Origin of the sequence: Flavihumibacter rivuli (assembly GCF_018595685.2) — a bacterium.
GTDB lineage: Bacteria > Bacteroidota > Bacteroidia > Chitinophagales > Chitinophagaceae > Flavihumibacter > Flavihumibacter rivuli.
In genome coordinates, this window is record NZ_CP092334.1 from 3461468 (window position 1) to 3478773 (window position 17306).

17 protein-coding genes are annotated in these 17306 nt (G+C 46.9%); 5 read left to right on the forward strand and 12 right to left on the reverse strand.

Going from position 1 to position 17306, the window contains the following annotated elements:
• Nucleotide 1 precedes the first annotated feature (1 nt).
• On the reverse strand, nt 2–724 hold the full coding sequence (locus KJS94_RS14720) for an alpha/beta fold hydrolase (RefSeq protein ID WP_214448244.1): 723 nt from the start codon (nt 722–724) through the stop codon (nt 2–4).
• 77 nt (nt 725–801) lie between these two features.
• A complete protein-coding gene (locus tag KJS94_RS14725; RefSeq protein WP_214448245.1) occupies nt 802–1587 on the reverse strand; it encodes a DUF3108 domain-containing protein in 786 nt (261 codons plus the stop codon).
• A gap of 222 nt (nt 1588–1809) precedes the next feature.
• Here KJS94_RS14725 and KJS94_RS14730 point away from each other — a divergent pair, with 222 nt between their 5' ends.
• Together KJS94_RS14730 and KJS94_RS14735 are read left to right on the forward strand one after the other, a co-directional pair.
• Nucleotides 1810–2880 carry a sensor histidine kinase gene (locus KJS94_RS14730; RefSeq protein WP_214448246.1) on the forward strand — a complete coding sequence of 357 codons (1071 nt, stop codon included), beginning with the start codon at nt 1810–1812 and terminating at the stop codon, nt 2878–2880.
• The gene (locus KJS94_RS14735) at nt 2852–3547 is read left to right on the forward strand and encodes a LytR/AlgR family response regulator transcription factor (protein WP_214448247.1); all 696 of its coding nucleotides are present in this window, start codon (nt 2852–2854) and stop codon (nt 3545–3547) included. The genes KJS94_RS14730 and KJS94_RS14735 overlap by 29 nt, the downstream gene beginning before the upstream one ends.
• Nucleotides 3548–3565: 18 nt before the next feature.
• Here the strand turns inward: KJS94_RS14735 and KJS94_RS14740 are convergent, their stop codons facing one another.
• Both KJS94_RS14740 and KJS94_RS14745 read right to left on the reverse strand, forming a co-directional pair.
• Nucleotides 3566–4633 (reverse strand): acyltransferase, encoded by a 1068-nt coding sequence (locus tag KJS94_RS14740; protein WP_214448248.1) that lies wholly within the window; start codon nt 4631–4633, stop codon nt 3566–3568.
• A 172-nt stretch (nt 4634–4805) separates the two neighbouring features.
• A complete protein-coding gene (locus KJS94_RS14745; RefSeq protein ID WP_214448249.1) occupies nt 4806–5282 on the reverse strand; it encodes a DinB family protein in 477 nt (158 codons plus the stop codon).
• A 391-nt stretch (nt 5283–5673) separates the two neighbouring features.
• Between KJS94_RS14745 and KJS94_RS14750 the strand changes: the two genes are divergently transcribed.
• A complete protein-coding gene (locus KJS94_RS14750) occupies nt 5674–9906 on the forward strand; it encodes an FG-GAP-like repeat-containing protein (protein ID WP_214448250.1) in 4233 nt (1410 codons plus the stop codon).
• Between the two features lie 81 nt (nt 9907–9987).
• Here the strand turns inward: KJS94_RS14750 and KJS94_RS14755 are convergent, their stop codons facing one another.
• The 5 genes from KJS94_RS14755 to KJS94_RS14775 form a co-directional block, all read right to left on the reverse strand.
• Nucleotides 9988–10953, reverse strand: a complete 966-nt coding sequence (locus KJS94_RS14755; RefSeq protein WP_214448251.1) for an SRPBCC domain-containing protein — start codon at nt 10951–10953, stop codon at nt 9988–9990.
• Nucleotides 10950–11270: an ArsR/SmtB family transcription factor gene (locus KJS94_RS14760; protein ID WP_214448252.1), complete on the reverse strand. Its 321-nt coding sequence runs from the start codon at nt 11268–11270 to the stop codon at nt 10950–10952. Before KJS94_RS14760 ends, KJS94_RS14755 begins: the two co-directional genes overlap by 4 nt.
• Nucleotides 11271–11373: 103 nt before the next feature.
• Nucleotides 11374–11928 (reverse strand): anthrone oxygenase family protein, encoded by a 555-nt coding sequence (locus tag KJS94_RS14765; RefSeq protein ID WP_214448253.1) that lies wholly within the window; start codon nt 11926–11928, stop codon nt 11374–11376.
• Nucleotides 11929–12269: 341 nt separating this feature from the next.
• Nucleotides 12270–12974: a carbon-nitrogen hydrolase family protein gene (locus KJS94_RS14770; RefSeq protein ID WP_214448254.1), complete on the reverse strand. Its 705-nt coding sequence runs from the start codon at nt 12972–12974 to the stop codon at nt 12270–12272.
• Nucleotides 12975–12991: 17 nt separating this feature from the next.
• Nucleotides 12992–13573, reverse strand: coding sequence for an LOG family protein (locus KJS94_RS14775; RefSeq protein WP_214448255.1), 582 nt, complete (start codon nt 13571–13573; stop codon nt 12992–12994).
• A 264-nt stretch (nt 13574–13837) separates the two neighbouring features.
• Between KJS94_RS14775 and KJS94_RS14780 the strand changes: the two genes are divergently transcribed.
• Nucleotides 13838–13993 carry a hypothetical protein gene (locus KJS94_RS14780; RefSeq protein WP_214448256.1) on the forward strand — a complete coding sequence of 52 codons (156 nt, stop codon included), beginning with the start codon at nt 13838–13840 and terminating at the stop codon, nt 13991–13993.
• Nucleotides 13994–14085: 92 nt separating this feature from the next.
• On the opposite strand, the gene chrA is transcribed toward KJS94_RS14780, so the two are convergent.
• Entirely contained in the window at nt 14086–15399 is a 1314-nt protein-coding gene (gene chrA / locus KJS94_RS14785; RefSeq protein ID WP_214448257.1) for a chromate efflux transporter, read from the reverse strand.
• A 176-nt stretch (nt 15400–15575) separates the two neighbouring features.
• Between chrA and KJS94_RS14790 the strand changes: the two genes are divergently transcribed.
• On the forward strand, nt 15576–15746 hold the full coding sequence (locus KJS94_RS14790) for a hypothetical protein (protein WP_214448258.1): 171 nt from the start codon (nt 15576–15578) through the stop codon (nt 15744–15746).
• A 149-nt stretch (nt 15747–15895) separates the two neighbouring features.
• Here KJS94_RS14790 and KJS94_RS14795 read toward each other — a convergent pair whose 3' ends face one another.
• Both KJS94_RS14795 and KJS94_RS14800 read right to left on the reverse strand, forming a co-directional pair.
• Nucleotides 15896–16105, reverse strand: a complete 210-nt coding sequence (locus KJS94_RS14795) for a hypothetical protein (RefSeq protein ID WP_214448259.1) — start codon at nt 16103–16105, stop codon at nt 15896–15898.
• Nucleotides 16106–16548: 443 nt separating this feature from the next.
• Nucleotides 16549–16986: a RidA family protein gene (locus tag KJS94_RS14800; protein ID WP_214448260.1), complete on the reverse strand. Its 438-nt coding sequence runs from the start codon at nt 16984–16986 to the stop codon at nt 16549–16551.
• Between the last annotated feature and the right edge of the window lie 320 nt (nt 16987–17306).

The following is a 17306-nucleotide window of genomic DNA, read 5'->3' on the forward strand; positions in this document are numbered from 1 at the left end:
ATTATTTCATTGCAATTTCTATCAGGATATCGCATAGTTCCTTCGGCCTGCTAAAAAAGGGCGAATGACTGGTAGGCATTTGATATACTTTTTTACAGGGTAGTTCAGTGTACATCTTCCGCTGGATAAATGGGGTTACTGCCCTGTCTTCCGTGCATTCAATATAGTAGCGCGGAACAGTACCAAATCGTTCTTCACTCAATTGCAAAGGGGTAATACCGGATTCTACCGGCTCATGACTGAGCAGTAGTTTGGCTAGTTCAACGATGTCCTCATCACAATCGTGGTATAAGCCTTCTTTGTAGATCTCTGGCTGCAAGGTATGGGAGCCGGTCTCGGGATACCTGGTCACATAAGGCTTCAATACCCCTTCCGTATCCTGCAGGGAGTATTCCGCCTGGGTCTTGCCATTGGGGACCAGGTAGGCTGCGAGGTAGATGAGCTTTTCGATCTTTTCCGGTCTGTATTCCGCTGCCTGGGAGATCATGATGCCGTTCTTGCTATGGCCCACCAGGATAACTTTTCCTTCGATGCTGTCGATCAGCTGGCAAAGTTTTTCAACAGTATCCTGGAATCTCACTTCCTGTATCGGGGTCTTATCCCTTCCCATTCCCGGCAGGTCAATAGCAATGGCGCGGTGACCACGTGATTGCAGGATGGGAAGGACCTTGTGCCAGTTCCAGGCGCTATGCCAGGAGCCATGTAAAAGAATAAAGGTTTTCATGTTGAATCATTTTAGGCAAAATTGCCTTGTATGACCCGGCAGGAAAACCCGATTCTTGCTGAATTCGTTGTGCCAGCCTATTCGCTGAACCCTAGCTTGATCTTGTAACGGTAACGGGTGCCATTCAGGACCTGTTCCAGTTTCAATACTTCCTGGGTTTGCTGGCTGACCCAAAACACTTCCTTATTCCCCTTGGTTTCATGGGTAAGCAACCAGCAGGCAATCTTCTGGTTATTGTAACCGGTAAGGTCTGCTTTCCCGGTAACCGTATAAGGGATGGGCCTGGGTTGGTCATATCCGCTTTCATAGAAGGGGATCAGGAAGGTAACCCCTTCGCGGTAGGGCAGCAGGGAGAATACTTCCAGGTCAGCATGCCAGTTCAGGGAGTATTGTCCCCATGCGCTTTTGAATGACTGCCATAGCGTTTTCATCTGGAGGGCAGTATCCGCATCACTGAGGGAGTAGGTGTTGACAGATGCTGTTTGCTTATCGAAGTCATAGACAGCTTCCCCGCGTTTGGCCCACCAGCTTTGGTGGTAGAGCGTTTGGAAGGTACGGGCATCACTATGGGATAGGGCAGTATGGACGATGCTGTCCTTGTCCTCCCATACCTGGTTGATCGTGAAAACCTCATTCCCGTTATAGGTGGACCTGCTGATGGTGCGATTCCAGATCTGGAGGTAGGACCTTGGCGCATCTGGTTTCATTTTAAAATAGACGAGGTAGCGACTGGTGCCGGGTTTGAGGTATTGGGTTTTCAGGACCGAAGGATCGACCAAAAGGGTGTCATTCTTTTGGGCGAAGCCAACAGATGAAAAGAGTGTACAGGAAAGTACAAGCGACAGCATCAGGACAATAGGCATAATAAATGTTTTTGGTGGGTTGGTTGCTGGAAAAATGGGTTGACCATACAAAGTTTACTTGCAGATGGCCTTCTAAAAAGGTCTTTAAGGAGAGGTATGCCCAGTGTTGTTTGCTATTGGTAGACCAGATCCGGTCATTGATTGACAGAATGATAATGCCAATTGAAGAACTGTTGACCAGCCTGTACAATTGCGTTAATTTACCGGCGGTAAATGGACAATATGAAAGGATGGGGCAGGAACAATATTGGGCTGACAGGCATAATAGCAGCTTCTTATACCCTGTTGTGGATCATGGCTAGCGTGGTCTCTTCGGGTGGGAATGTTGATGCCTATCAAAAGAATATTCCCCCGCTTTTATGGCAGATGGTATTCATATCGCTAACCAATATCCTTTTATTCCATCTCCTGGCTCCAATGGTAAGGAAAAGGAGGCATCGGTTTTTATCTGTACTGGTGACTGTGATCGTGATGGCTTTATGCATGGTCCTGGGTTATTGGTACTGGAATCTGTTAGGTAGCTTACTGGGAATTTTCCCAAAGCTTGATGTGGCATTTGGTAATAGCGAGTACATGGTAAGGACGATCATGTTCCAACTCTACGGGATCGCCTTTTTTGCGGTGATCAGGTTATTGGTCAATACCTCCCAATTAAGGTACAGGAACCAGGAATTGCAACTGGAGAAGACCAGGTCGGAATTGAATTACCTGAGATCGCAGACCAATCCCCATTTCCTCTTCAATACCCTGAATAATATCTATGCCTTATCCAGGGTGAAGTCCGATAAGGCACCTGAAAGCATCCTTCGTCTGGCTGACCTGTTGCGGTATATGCTGTATGAAACGAGGGCGCGATTAGTGCCGGTAGAACAGGAAATAAAGATCATCAGGGAGTATATTGAATTGGAGGAGTTGCGTTACAATGATTCCTTCAGGGTGAATTTTTCCTTCCAGGTGGATCAGCCTGGCCAATTGGTTCCGCCATTGCTGATGATACCCCTGGTAGAAAATGCATTCAAGCATGGCGCAGCTGAAACAGTAGACAGTGCCTTTGTGGACATAAAGCTCCGGGTTCATAATGACCTGTTGCAATTAACTGTCGTAAATTCCATGGGTAAGGAAAAGGGATCCCTTTCTACCGGTGAAGGCATAGGGCTGGCAAACCTCAGGCGACAGTTGGAATTGCTGTTCGGGGAATACACCTTACAGTGCCAGCCGGAAGGGGATCAATACCGGGCTTACATGGAACTTAACCTGTTGACCTATGCGAAAGATGACCTGCATCATACTTGAGGACGAGCCGCTGGCTGCAGCTTTACTAGCCGAGTATATCAGCCAGGTACCTTACCTTGACCTGAAGGGTCAGTATAGGGATGCCAGATCAGCTGCCGGTCATTTACAACAGGAAATGGTAGACCTGGTCTTCCTGGATATACATTTGCCCGGATTGAAGGGTTTCGATTTCCTGCGGACCATTCCGGTCCAGCCTACGGTCATTGTTACCACTGCCTATCCACAATATGCCGTGGAAGGATTCGAGTTGAATATTACCGATTATCTCCTGAAGCCATTTTCATTTGAGCGGTTTGCCATTGCCGTTAGAAAGGCTTATTCCCGTTTCGATGCTGCCAAGCCTGCTGCACTTCCTGAAAAGGAAGATGGAAATGTGTTGGTCCTGACGGTTGACCGAAAGAAGTTGTTGATTGACCTGGATAACATCCTGTACATTGAAAGCCAGCGGGAATATGTAAAGGTTGTTACAACAAATGGGGTGTATCAATCCAAGATCAGTACAGCTGAGATAGAATCGCTGTTGCCATCCTCTAGATTTTGCCGGATCCATCGTTCCTTCATTGTTGCCCTTGATAAGGTCACCGGTTATTCAAAGACCCAGGCCCTCGTTGGTGGCCAATGGTTGCCTATCGGCAGGTCTTACCGTGGCGCTGCCTGGATGAAGTAGGGAATACAGCCCATCTAGTCACACAATACTCCTGACGGTTTTGTTCTTCCTGATTAGGATACTTACACCAAGGGAGGTCAATATTCCCAGGAAGGTCACCACGATGAATTTGATGGTAGGATTAGCCTGCCACCCAAGCAGCAACTGCTGGAATATGATCACAATAAACAGGTGCACCAGGTAAATGCCGTATGCATTTTCTGACAATGATGCAATGAAGCCATTCATGTTATTGCCCCAGCGCCTGAAGAAGCTCAGCAGGCCGATGCTGATGCCCACACAAAGCAAGGATTCCACCAACGATTCGGTGATCCAGAATTCCTTAATGCTGGCAGGAGCGAATGCCTGTGCGGCATAAGTGATCACTGCGATGGCAAAGAAGAGGATGCCCTGGCTGCCGGTGATGCGGTTCAGCCAGTTGGCATGATTGAATAGAGTGCCTGCAATAAAGAGGCTAAGGTATTGGGGAAGGTGGGCGGGCTCGAGAGGGATGATCCAGGTTTTCCAGGTATCGATGGGGTAGTATTGGCGTACCCATGCACTGACCAGGGTAAGCGCGGCAACATAAAGGAAGATATAGGTGTTGCTGATGGGCTGGGTTTGTTTACTTACTTGTGTAAAGCGTTGATGGAAGAAGATCAGGTAAAGAAAACTATAGGCCAGTAAGGAAGCTACGAACCAAAGATGCCCGGTAGCAATGGGAGGGCGCTCCAGGTAGGTGGTGGCCAGGAACTGGAGGATATTACCTTTCCCTCCCGCGCCAAAATAATTGAAGGGCAGGAAGACCAGCAGGGTGAAGAAAGCCAATGGGATACCCAGTCGCTTCAGGCGATCCTTGGCAAATGCTGCATTGGTTTTCCTTTGGATGCTGAAGACCATGAAATACCCGGAAATGAAAAAATAGAGTCCCATCATGTAGGCGGCGTTGACGAAAAAGAAGTGACGCAGCCAGGATGCCTTATGGGGATCATCCACCACCCATACCCCTCCGGTCGGACCATAGGCTTGGGCGGCATGGTGGGCAACAACAAGGCAGGTCAGGAAGACCTTGATCTGGTCGATATAAGCGATTCTGTTTTTCTGCATGGCGAAAGGGCTTGGGGTTGTATGTTGAACAGAAGGTCCGGATGAAACAGTTGACATTTCCCGGGGTAGGATCAGGTTATGCCATGCCACAGTGGCCATGGGTTAATGCCAAATGTAATGAAGTGGTGATAAATTGAAAAGGTTTTAGGGTATACTTTCCAGAAAATAAGGTTCAGGATTCCCTGATCATTTTCTTGAGTACCACGATCTGCCCAAGATGGTAATGGGTGTGCTCGATCACACCATGCAGGTTGCGGTAATAGTTTCCGTATTTGGGGTCTGCGAAAGTTTCCCAAAGTGTGGGTTCCGGCAATTGCTCCACCAGTTGTGCAAAGATCTCTGCGGCTTCAAATACTTTGCTTACAAATGCCTCCCATTCCTGCTGGTTGTTGATGGAAGGGTGATCAAAGCTGTATTGGTGATGGGAATTGATGGGGTTCCCCTTCAATACATTCAGGATCGCATTCTCGTAATAATGGATATGGTAGGTCAATGCCAGTATGGTATTGTAACCTTCCCTTTTATGTACGGCTTCTTCCCAACTGATATCTGCCAATTGTTCCTTCAGGTTCACCCAGGTCCAGTTTCCACCGGTATGTACTTCGCGGAAATGTTTGGCTATTTGGCTGGCTATAGTGGGAGTTTGCATGATTAAGTATTAAGCAGGTGAGTGTTTATATTTCTTTTGTTTGGTTTCAATAGGATGGATGCAAACCAGCAAAGTCAACTGCCTTCTAGAAACAAGCATCTTTTTGAAAAGCAAACAATTCATGGACTACATTTGGTGGTGGTTGGTATACTAGGTACCAATCAGGCATATCTTGAAGATAGTCAATCGGGTTCGGAAAGTATTATTTGCAGTCTGGAAACGGGAAAGTCAATAACTACCCATAAACCACAGTTCTTTCCTGCAGGTTTGATTTGAGGGCTAATCAAGTCTTAACTAATATTCTATTCCTTGACAGATAAGCTTAAATTACAATAGGTACCAATGTGTGCAATTACCTGCACTCTTTCCGAATATTAAATACAACCCTTAAATGAAGATCAGCATTTGGTTTTCCATTATGATGGTGTTTGCGCTATCAACTTCAATTGCCCAACCTCGTATCCAATCCTTCTTGCCGGTTAGCGGACCTGTCGGGACTTCAGTTCAAATCAACGGTTCCGGATTTGATCCCAATCCATCTAACAATATCGTCTATTTTGGTGCGGTAAAAGCAGTTGTTGAATCAGCCAATGCTACTTCCTTAGGAGTGAAAGTGCCGATGGGTGCCAATTACCAACCGATTTTGGTGACCGTTGGTAATAAGTCAGCATCTTCCGTTTTGCCTTTCCTGGTTACATTTTCCAATGCAGGTAATATTGCTAATAATACCTTGGCCGCGCCTCTTGACCTGCCAACCGGACTTAAGCCCAATGATGTGGTCATGATGGACCTGGATGGTGATGGTCTTCCTGACCTGGCAACGGCAAACAATTACAGCATTACGGGTGAGCTGGCTTCCCTTTCAGTACTGAGAAACAGATCAACAGCGGGGGAATTAAATTTTGAGCCCAAAATTGATTTGCCTAATGGGGTGATGGCCTACGCGATTACTGCAGGGGATTTTGATGGTGATGGGAAGCAGGACCTCGCCTCAACCAGCATTGCAGAAGGGAAGCTCGCGGTATTCAGGAATACCAGCACCGTGGGGGCAATAAGCTTTGCCGCCAGGAAGGAATGGCCTACCGGTAATAGCCCATTTGATCTGGCCACCATTGATTTTGATGGGGATGGAAGGATGGATTTGGTGGTAGCTAACTTTTTATCTAACGCTATTTCCTTATACCAGAACACAAGTATTGGCAGCAACATTTCATTTACCCGGTTAACCGACCTGTCAACCGATATTGACCTCGGACCAGCCAGCCTGGTAACGGGTGATATAGATGGTGATGGAAAACCTGATATTGCCGTAACCTGCCAACTTTCCAATACCATAGCGATTTTCAGAAATAAGTCGACAGGTAGTTCTATTAATTTCGGTGATAAGATTCGTTTTTACGGAGGGGACCAACCGTTAGGACTGGCATATGGTGATTTCAATAATGATGGCAAGCCGGATCTCGCATGTGCTATGTATAATGACCGGGCTTCCACAAAGGTTTACCTGAATTCCAGTACCCCCGGCACCCTTTCCTTCACCGCTACCGCAACCATCTATTACGACCTTACTACCCCTAAACATCCGGGTTTTGGCGATATTAATGGTGATGGTAAAATAGATGTGGTATTGACATCGTATAATACGGTTAGGGTGTTTCAGAATGGAACGGCACCCGGAAATCCGGTCTTCAGCAATTATGCGGATTTTTATGGCAATTCACCCTATGGGGTAGCAATAGGGGATTTGAATGATGATGGCTTCCCCGATGTCGTGACCACTAATTTTACTTCAGAAAGTATATCAGTTTATAAGAACCAGGCGTTACTCCCCAGCATACAATCCTTTGATCCTGCCATAGCGAGCAAAGGCACCAAAGTGGTGATCAAGGGGAACAACTTTACCGGGGCTACTGCGGTAAGTTTTGGCGGGGTGCCGGCTGCATCCTTCAATGTGATTGACAACTTTACCATTGAGGCGATAACGGCTGATGGTGCCGGTGGGTTGGTACAAGTGACCAATCCATATGGTTCCGGTAAACTAGCCGGCTTCACCTTTGCGGCGCCACCGGTAATTCAATCCTTTACTCCCGAAGTGGGTGATTCAGGAGTGGTGGTCACCATAACAGGATTGAACTTCATTAATGTCCTGGATGTTCGCTTTGGCGGAACCGCTGCGCTGGCTTTTGAAGTCGTTTCCCCCACCGTTATCAAAGCCAAGGTTGGTTTGGGTAGTTCAGGAATCATTAGTATCGTCAATGCCTATGGTACGGGACAGAAGGCCGGTTTTGTGGTTGCCCGGCCAGTGATCAGTGGCTTTAGTCCTGTTGCTGCAGGGAGAAAGGATACGGTAAGGATCATAGGTAACTATTTCAATGCCGTTAGTGGTGTTGAATTTGGCGGTCAGCCGGCATTGTCATTTGAAGTGGTTTCCCCAACAGAGATCAGGGCAGTTGTAGCAGGTGGCAATTCAGGAAAGATTAGTCTGAGCACGGTTCGCAAAGTTGAGAAAGATGGGTTTACCTTCTCCCTACCTGCCTCACCCAGGGTGACGGCTGTTAGCCCACAGAAGGGAATTTTAGGGTCAACCATAAGTATTAGCGGCCAAAACTTTAATGCTGACCCCATCCAAAACCGGATCCTGCTTGGTGGGGTGAAGGCTGAGATTCAATCGGCCACACCATCGCTTATCCAGGCCAAAGTGCCGCCAGGTGTGGCTTTAGGGCCAATTGAAGTGGAGAACCTTGCTACGGGGCTACAATTCCGGTCCAATGTCAATTATTCTATTGTGCATCCTGACAAAACAGTATTTGATAGCACGCTTTTTGGCAGGTCACTGATATTGGATGGCAATGAGGTTGACCCGCAACTGGTTCAATTGCATGACCTGAACAAGGATGGCAAGCTGGATATTATCGGCGCATTCGTTGTAGAGAATATCATTATCCGCCAGAATTATTCTTCACCAGATAGTCTTGTTTTCAGTGAGCCCAGGCAGATGCCGATTGATGCCGACGGTGGCGGTGGAAGTGCCTTGCTAAGTATAAGGATCGCTGACATGGACGGGGATGGTTGGGATGACCTCGTGACGGCCAACTATTTCGCCAATCAAGTAGGCAAGGTCTCTGTGTACAGAAATGACGGGAAAGGGGATACAATTTCCTTTACCTTCTTGTACGAGAAAACGGCATTGGTGAATACCTGGGCAGTAGAAGTGTTGGATGTGGATGGAGATGGCAGGTTAGATGTTTGGGTAGGTGCGCAGTCTGGTGCCTATTATTTAAAGAATGTTAGTGCGGGACCCGGCCATGTTGGTTTGGAAAGGGTGTATTCTCCACTGCCGGAAGGTATTCCGTTCGACCTGGATAATGATGGGAAAGTAGACCTGATATCGGTATCCATTTTTAGCCTGGATTTTTATAAGAATATTTCTGCAAATGGGGTGATGGCATTTTCTGGACCGGTGAGGTTATACGATGGGTATTACGAAAACTATATCCAAACCATCTCTGTTGGGGATATTGACGGTGATGGAAAGAAAGATATTTTCCTGGCCAATTCTTCAAGTGGAAAGATGTCCCTTACCCTCTTAAGGAACACGAGTGCCGGATCTGTTGTAAGTTTTGTTCCAGTTGAGGTACCCGCACCAGGGGATAGCCGATGGGGAAGGATGGCAGATATTGATGGAGACGGGAAACTGGACCTGGTTCTTGTTTTACGTGATGTGACCGGGCCTGTTATCTACAGGAATAAAAGTGAGATTGGCAGCTTTTCTTTCGATCCGCCGAAGCAAAACCAGTTTACCAACAAGAGCTATTCCGTTGAGCTGGGTGATCTTGATTCGGATGGCAAGTTGGATATGGTGCTGACAAACTTTAATGGCAATTATCTCGAAATTGTCCGTAACAGGATGAATGAGCTTGCCATAACACCAAACCTTGATACAATCATATGTGGTAATAGCTCGATAGATTTGATTTCTTCCGCAACACAGGCTAACCAATGGTACAAGGACGGTGTAGCCATACCTGGTGCCAATGCTGCTGTATTGAAGGTAAATACAACAGGAAGCTATTCCGTGAAGGCTGTTATTAATGGCATCAATTATGCCTCCCCAAGGCCGGTAAGGGTTATTGTAACCCCGGTTCCATTGCAGCCCTCCATTACGAAGGATATGGACAATAACCTGGTTAGCTCAGCACCTACCGGTAACCAATGGTATAAGGATAATGTGATCATTGCGGGGGCAACCGAACAGGTTTATAAGCCTGTAGCTGCAGGCAGCTATACAGTTAAGGTTACCAGCAATGGCTGTTCCAGCGCCTTTTCACTGCCCTATTCATTTATCGGGACCGGGGTTGATGATATTGAAGATAATAATGACCAGTTATCTGTTTATCCCAACCCTGTCCAAAAGAATTTGATCATTCAGTTTAAGCTTCCCGGATTGTATACCACTGCTATAAAGGTTTACAATGTATTTGGGGTAGAAGTAATGCAGAAAAATGGCGTAGTGAATGGTTCAAGTGTTGACTTGTCAGGCCTTGCAGCAGGTAATTATTTCCTTCGGATATATGACCCACGTAAAATGACATTGATAGGTACCCGAAGGATATTAAAACTTTAGAAAGTATTGGGCTTTCATAGCAAGAATGGTTCCGGTTAATGGGAGGGTACCCTTTATTGGAACCATTCTTTTTTTATTCAATTATTTGGCCAGGCAATTCACCATCCAGTTGATGCCATACCTGTCTGTAAAGCTGCCGAAATAGGCGCCCCAGAACATGTCCTGTAAAGGCATGGAGATGTTGCCTCCAGCTGATAGCTCGTTGAATAGTCGTTTGGCTTCTTCCCTGGTTTCCGGTTCGATGGAGATATGCATGTTGTTGCCTGCCGTTACCGTGAAACCCATTTCCTTCGGCGCATCTGTGCCCATCAGGATATGATTGGCGGTAATGGGCAACTCCACATGCAGGACCATATCCCTGACTGTTTCGGCTATAGGAGGCTGGCCGGGTTCGGTCGGTAACTGGCCAAAGCGCTGGATACCGGGCGCGACAAATTCCTTGCGGAATACTGACTGGTAGAACCTGAACGCTTCTTCAGTATTTCCAGGAAAGTTAAGGTAGGTACATACACGGGCCCTGGTATCGGTGCGCATCTGCTGGCGCAGTTTGAACTGGGCAGCAATGTACTGGTCGAGATTTTGGAGGGCAGCTGTGAATCCTTCCCTGAAGCCCATTTCAATGATCTTTTCGAGGTCAGCCAGCTGCTGGTATTTGATCTTGATCTCTACTAGTGTGGAATCACCCTGGTCGATGAATTGGATGGTCCATAAGGACCTGGGAAATGCAGCATTGATATTGCCGGCTTCATCACAAAAGGCATCGAGTCCGGTAAAGCCCCGTCCTGGTTCAACGGAATGATATTCGGCCATGCACCAATGTACTTCCTTGTTGGGGCCTATCATGGAGTAGTGCCATCGCCCGCCGGGACGGAAATCCATTGATTTGGTCCTGGTATGGTAGGGTTTGGGCGCCCACCAGAGGTCGAGTAATTCGGGCTGGGTCCAGGCCGCCCATACCAGGGCTAATTCAGCTGCGAATTCCCGCTTTACATTGATGGTGTTGTCCGACTTGTTAACAGTAAAGTCGAACTGCAAATGGCTGTTCATTTTTTTTGCTTTTTGAGTGTGGATAAGACTTTATCGAGTTCGGAGAACCTGTTCTCCCAAAGTTTCCTGAATTGGGCCAACCATTTGTCGATCTCTTTCATTTTGTTGGCATTGAGTTGGTAGTAGATCTCACGGCCGGATTGGCTGGGGGTCACCAGTTCGCATTCAGCCAGTATGCGGAGGTGTTTGGATATGGCCTGCCTGCTGCTGTCGAAATGCTCTGCGATGGCATTGGGTGTCATGGCCTGGACGGCAATCAGGGTGATGATCGCCCTGCGGGTGGGGTCAGCTATTGCCTGGAATACATCTCTTCTCATAGACTATATTGATAAATGCAACCATTCGGTAGCAAATATAAGCGAAACCGAATGGTTGCAAAAATATTTTTTGCTGTGAAGCGAATGGACTGTTTATACTTATTCAGGAAAGGAACTTGTCGAGGCTTTGCCAGCTGGGTGTCTGTTGGATGGGTTTTTTAAAGGTGGCGAGGGCAGTGAGTACCAGGCTGATCAGGGCTGAAGCTGCGCGGATATGCTGCCAGGTGTTCCAGCTTTCCTGTATTTGGTGACGGCTGGAAAGGTACTGGTTCGTTAATGCAATATTGTTGGCATTGAAACCTAATCCCAGCTGCAAAGGGAAGATGCGGAACACGGTAAAGGCAAAGATGCCGGTATAATAGACGATTGTTGCTGCCAACAGAAGGGGTACCCTGAACTGGTTGCCCAGGGTGTATTGGTCAAAACAAACTGTTGGTAACAGGATCATTGGACCCAGCAGTAGCGCACAAAAGGGAAAAGCAATGGTGTAGGAATGAATTTGCCTGAAGGCATGGAAATAGTCTATGTCAGTTAAATTACGGAAACCAAAATGTACTGTGCAGCTAAGTGCCAACAGGGATAGGGTTACCAATCCATGGCATAGCAGGGTAAGGATCAATAAGCGACTGGTTCGCTTGACAGCAAATTCTTGTTCCATGCGGGCGATCAGGGTGAATGCGTTAACCAAATGCTATTGGTGGATCCAATAGCTGATCATAAGGATAAGGTGTTGGGACAAATTTCTTTCTTTTCACCAGAATTGAATATTAATTCTGGGAGAATTTTATAAATGGTCAATATTCTTTACACCTTGGTAAGGGTAAATATTTAGTACTAACGTTGATTACTATGCGAAGAGACAGTAATTGTACGATTTTATAATTTATTGAAATCCAATTACAAGAAATTGCGCAGTACATTTATTGTATGTACAGGGTGATCCGTCCCGCAGTTGTAGCCCGGTTTTATCGAAATACAGATCAGTTGTTGTGATATAACTTATAGTTCTGTTGTGTTGATGATCAACAGGCCTTCTTCTTCACCAAGGGATTGGTATAGTTCTCCCTTCCTGTTCCATGCGGCCGATCCTCCTGCTCCAATGAAATGATCAGCCGGTCCTACCGAATTGGCCATAAGGATGGGTATGTTGAACTTGCTTGCATGCACCGGCAACTGGATGGCAGAATGTTCCAATCCGTCTTTTGTCTTTGCGACACTGGCAACATAAAGGGTTGCTCCGTCCTTATGGGCCCTTGTAATATGATCAATGACGCTGAGTTCATAGCAGATGGCCAAAGCGATCTTTTCCCCTTTTAATTCAAGGTAGTGCATCTTTTCACCTGCAACGAAATAAGGGAATTCATCCATGTGCAGGTATTGTTTGGTATAGCATTCCCTTTCCTTGCCTGGCTGGAAGATCACCAGGCCGATCCTGGTGCCTTCTGCTGAGCGAATGGGTATACCAACGGCAATAATGATTTGGTGTTGGTCACTGAGTTGCTGGAAGACAGCTAAACGTTTGTCACCTGGGTAGGTTGCCAGTTGGGCCGCCAGGCTGGGTTCGTAATTGGTAAGGGAGAGTTCAGGAAAAACGATCATACCCACGCCTTCCTTTGCTGCCTGTTCAATATAATTGCAATGCTTCAGGATATTGGCTGCTATATCCCCTTTAAGCGAGCTGATCTGTACCAGTCCTATTTTCATGACGTAATGTTGGGCAGTCAGATTTTTTCTTTACTGATCCACTTGGTAACCCTGGGTGCAGTATATTCCTGCATAAGGACAAGCAAGTGTTCGATATTGTCACTAACCAGAAGCATATTGCGGTTCTCCGGTTTGAGAAACCCTTTTTCTACCATCTTGTCCGCGAAGGCCATAAGGGGCTCGTAGAAACCATCAATATTCAATAAGCCTATGGGTTTATGGTGAAGGCCGAGCTGTCCCCAGGTGAGCATTTCCATCAGTTCATCCATGGTTCCAAACCCACCGGGAAGGGCTATCACGCCGTCGCAGTAATCATTCATCAATGACTTCCGTTCATGCATGGTCTTCACCATGATCAGTTCTGTCAATCCCTGGTGGGCCAATTCCTTCTGCTGCAGGAAATCGGGCAGGATACCTATTACTTCGCCGCCTTCCTCTAAAGCCGCACTGGCAATAGCTCCCATTAGTCCAACTTTTGCACCGCCATAGACGATCCTGGTGCCTCTTGCTGCGAGCATCTTTCCCAGTAGGCTAGCTTGCTCCAGGTAAATAGGATCATTGCCGTTATTGGCGCCGCAATAAATGGCTATACATTTCATAAACGCTTAATTGATTTTGGACCCAAATACTATGGGGCAAAATTAGTGAAAGGCTATTCCATTACCCGAAAGGCTTTGATGACAGGCTTGTGCTGCCTTATTAGCGGTAATCAAGGGTGATCCCGGATTACGGCAGGAATGGCTGGAAAGGGGGAATAAAAATTGGTAGCACCGGGAAAAACACCCCCGGCCTCGGTTTGGTCATAAGGGATGGAATGAGGTACCTTGTACTTGTATTTGCGACCCGAACCACAATTCCCGATTATGCTGCGTTCCAAGTTAGATCATAATGCAATGGACAAGAAAAAAGTGTTGGCCATTTCGGTACTGGTCTTCGCCCTTGTAGTGCTGCTGGTTGCTTATGTGGCATACAATCATCACCTCAATGAACTGGAGTCAAGGATCCTGAATGGTAATTGATTGTTCATGCCCTTGGTATCAAAGTTGTAAGGATCCAAACAGGGATTGGCAGGCCGGAACAGGCCATCGTTACCGGTTACCCTTACTTTACTTCAGGCCATGCCCAGTGCCCATCTCAGCCAACCCAGGACAGCACTTACGAAGATCCAAAGGATCATGTTCACTTTGAATTGCTGCAATGCAATGAAGGAAAGGATGATCCATCCCAGTGCCATCCAGTCCAACCCATTCCACGTGATGCCATCCGGGAAGATCACTGCCTTTCCCAGGTAGATGGTGAGGTTAAGGATCACACCGACCACGGCTGCTGTCACAAAGGCCAGCAATTCCCTGATATGGTTATTTCCTTTTGTCCGTTCAATGATAGGTGCACCGATGAAGATGAAGAGGAAGCAGGGAAGGAAGGTATAATAAGTGGTGACCAGCAATCCAAGTGTCCCGGGTAAAAGCGCATGATCATAGTAGTTATATCCTGCCATGAACCCTACAAAGGCCAGCACCATGATCAGTGGACCTGGCGTGGTTTCCCCCAGGGCCAGTCCATCGATCATTTGCAGCCTGGATAACCACTGGAATTTCTCCACCGTAACCTGAGCTACATAAGGCAATACGGCATAAGCGCCACCGAAGGTCACCAGCGCCGCTTGTGTAAAGAAAAAACTGAGCCTTTCCCAGAACGCAAAATCATCTGCCAGCAGGTAAAGCAGGTAGAAAGGAAGTAACCATAATAAGATACCTGTTGCAACCTGTTTCCAGAAGCGGGCCGGGTTGAAGCCTATATTCGGAACCTCTGTTTGGTTGTTGATATAGAATGCCGATTCGTCTTGCTGCTGTTTTTTAGAAGCCTGCTGACTGATGCCCAGCCATTGGGGAAATAGTTTTCTTCCGGCAAAGGCCAATGCTATGGTGGCCAGGATGATCAGGGGGAAGGGAATGTTGAAGAAGAAGATACCTATGAAAGCAAGTATAGCTATGCCCAGGTGAAATGGGCTAAGCAATGATTTCTTCCCGATCTTGATCAGGGCTTGCAGGATGATAGCCATTACTGCCGGTTTCAGGCCATTGAACAAGGCATAGACCCAGGGGAGTTGGCCGAAGCTTACATAGGCAATACTAAGGGCCAATAAGATAAATAGGGATGGAAGGATAAAGAGCAGTCCCGCTGCCAATCCACCCCTTGTGCCATGCAGCAGCCAGCCGATATAAGTAGCCAATTGCTGGGCCTCCGGACCGGGGAGCAACATGCAATAATTCAGGGCATGCATGAACCGGCTTTCGCTGATCCATTTCTTTTTGGTCACCAGGTATTCATGCATGATGGCGATCTGCCCGGCTGGTCCGCCGAAACTGATGAATCCCAATTTGGTCCAGAAGGCTAAAGCTTGTTTGAAGCTGGGTTTGCCCATAAGTAGTTTGGTTGGAAACAAAGAATAAGGGTGAAATGCTAAAATAGAAAAAGTCTATTAAAATAATAGGATAATGAAAAAATGTCCATGATTTTCTGCCAAAGCTGGTATAATGGATGAGTGGGGATGGCCCCAAAGGCTCTGGCGGTATTTTTGATGGACATAGTGGTAGAACTATGGCAATATTTGGAATCGTCTTAACCGCAGTGGCAGCATTGATGCTGGTGATCTGGGTGATCCTGGCCAACAAGAAGGACAGGTTTTCCCTGGAGCGGAAGCTTTACCATGATGAAGTGATCGAGAAGCATAAGGAGGCAGATGACCCTGATGACCTGAAAGGGGAATGATCACAGCATCCTTGCTGGACAGTGGCCCACCGCTTTGAGTAATTAAGCAACTGCCCTATCTAAAAAATAACAAGCCCTTTACGGGCTTTTTCTTTTGTAAACCAATAAATAACGGGTATTAACCCATACCCTTTGGAGCATTTCAGGTCCTAGAAAAGCCGGGGATCAAGGATTCCCTGTGGACCGGCCAGGAAATTCATCCTGAATGCTTTTTGCTGGATTGCATTGAGTTTTGTTTCCTCTGCAGCGGTACGCTTTCCAGCTTCCATTTTGATCTCAATGACGGGATTGGGTCGGCGGTTAAGTCCCGCTACATACATCCTCTTCCATCCCATCAATTCAAATTTCTGTGTCTTCATACGTTTTGTTTTCGTGAATAATGGACCGACAGGGTATAAAAAAACCTGCCGGGAGCAGGCAATCGTATGAAAAGGTTCCGGAAGCAATTCAGGGCAAAGATAAGAAAGTATAAGTTCAGGGAATGTTAAGTTCCTATAAATTCTGTGTTAAATGATTTGTTTAGTATTGATTTTTAGTTGCTTATGTATTTTTCGGATTTCTTTGGCTGGCTGGCTGCCTTTGATTTCTACCCTCAATTGATGAAATTTTATCCTGCTGTTCATCAGGGTCCCCTGCGGGAGACCCTGATGGGGACAGAAAATTTTATCCTGTTATTGGGCCACGAAGACGCGAAGGCACTAAGTGGCACTAAGGCGCCTTTGTGTTCCTTCGAGACTTCGAGTCTTCGTGGCAAATACCCTGTATCCCCTCATCGGAGGCCCAGCTGATTAAAAAATCGTTCTCATTTCGGCAAATAGGCAATCACCTCGATCTCCAGTTTGGCTTCCTTCATGAACAAACGGGAGATCTGTACCCAGGTGGCTGCCGGATAATCGCCCTTATAAAAAGCCTTCCTTGCTGCATTATATGCCGCCATAGCTTCAATATCCGTGGTATAAAGGTTCTCCTTCACCACATGCTGCATGGTGGCCCCATAATGGGCCAGGGTCTTTTCGATATTCCTGTAAGCAAAGCTGATGCCTTCTGGGGTAATGTCCAGGGCTACCGTTCCCGAAACATAAATGAGATTGTCCACTTTTACTGCCTGCGTGTAACCGGCTGCCGTGTCCTGTTGGGTGGGGGCGCCAAAATGGAATTTCTCTTTTTTGATGGGAGCCTGCTGCGCCCATGCCAGTGCATTGAGGCCAATGCCCAAGACAAGTAGGATGGTCTTTTTCATGTACAAGGTTTTAGTGCTACAAACCTAATGAATTGCACATGCCGGCCATTCACATATTGATGTGAGGTAGTTGCCTGACAATAGATGGTCCATTCATGAAAAGGTCCTTTCGGCCACATATCCTTCCAATTGCCCGCGGCCTGTTGAACCTGCTCAATCGATTGACCAACCTGGGGGTTAACCATTCCGTAAAATAGATATAATGTTAACTTCATAGGGTGCAGTTAGCTTTGCCCTTCCTGTCACCAGTATGAACCTTGATGGAGCGAAGAATGAATTGTTTGGAGGATTATTCGGGTAAGGCTGGAGCAAGGGAGATT

Excerpts from the sequence above, each read along its gene's own strand:
- KJS94_RS14720 (WP_214448244.1), bottom strand. The coding sequence starts at position 724 with ATGAAAACCTTTATTCTTTTACATGGCTCCTGGCATAGCGCCTGGAAC.
- KJS94_RS14725 (WP_214448245.1), bottom strand. The coding sequence starts at position 1,587 with ATGCCTATTGTCCTGATGCTGTCGCTTGTACTTTCCTGTACACTCTTT.
- KJS94_RS14730 (WP_214448246.1), top strand. The coding sequence starts at position 1,810 with ATGAAAGGATGGGGCAGGAACAATATTGGGCTGACAGGCATAATAGCA.
- KJS94_RS14735 (WP_214448247.1), top strand. The coding sequence starts at position 2,852 with ATGCGAAAGATGACCTGCATCATACTTGAGGACGAGCCGCTGGCTGCA.
- KJS94_RS14740 (WP_214448248.1), bottom strand. The coding sequence starts at position 4,633 with ATGCAGAAAAACAGAATCGCTTATATCGACCAGATCAAGGTCTTCCTG.
- KJS94_RS14745 (WP_214448249.1), bottom strand. The coding sequence starts at position 5,282 with ATGCAAACTCCCACTATAGCCAGCCAAATAGCCAAACATTTCCGCGAA.
- KJS94_RS14750 (WP_214448250.1), top strand. The coding sequence starts at position 5,674 with ATGAAGATCAGCATTTGGTTTTCCATTATGATGGTGTTTGCGCTATCA.
- KJS94_RS14755 (WP_214448251.1), bottom strand. The coding sequence starts at position 10,953 with ATGAACAGCCATTTGCAGTTCGACTTTACTGTTAACAAGTCGGACAAC.
- KJS94_RS14760 (WP_214448252.1), bottom strand. The coding sequence starts at position 11,270 with ATGAGAAGAGATGTATTCCAGGCAATAGCTGACCCCACCCGCAGGGCG.
- KJS94_RS14765 (WP_214448253.1), bottom strand. The coding sequence starts at position 11,928 with ATGGAACAAGAATTTGCTGTCAAGCGAACCAGTCGCTTATTGATCCTT.
- KJS94_RS14770 (WP_214448254.1), bottom strand. The coding sequence starts at position 12,974 with ATGAAAATAGGACTGGTACAGATCAGCTCGCTTAAAGGGGATATAGCA.
- KJS94_RS14775 (WP_214448255.1), bottom strand. The coding sequence starts at position 13,573 with ATGAAATGTATAGCCATTTATTGCGGCGCCAATAACGGCAATGATCCT.
- KJS94_RS14780 (WP_214448256.1), top strand. The coding sequence starts at position 13,838 with ATGCTGCGTTCCAAGTTAGATCATAATGCAATGGACAAGAAAAAAGTG.
- chrA (WP_214448257.1), bottom strand. The coding sequence starts at position 15,399 with ATGGGCAAACCCAGCTTCAAACAAGCTTTAGCCTTCTGGACCAAATTG.
- KJS94_RS14790 (WP_214448258.1), top strand. The coding sequence starts at position 15,576 with ATGGCAATATTTGGAATCGTCTTAACCGCAGTGGCAGCATTGATGCTG.
- KJS94_RS14795 (WP_214448259.1), bottom strand. The coding sequence starts at position 16,105 with ATGAAGACACAGAAATTTGAATTGATGGGATGGAAGAGGATGTATGTA.
- KJS94_RS14800 (WP_214448260.1), bottom strand. The coding sequence starts at position 16,986 with ATGAAAAAGACCATCCTACTTGTCTTGGGCATTGGCCTCAATGCACTG.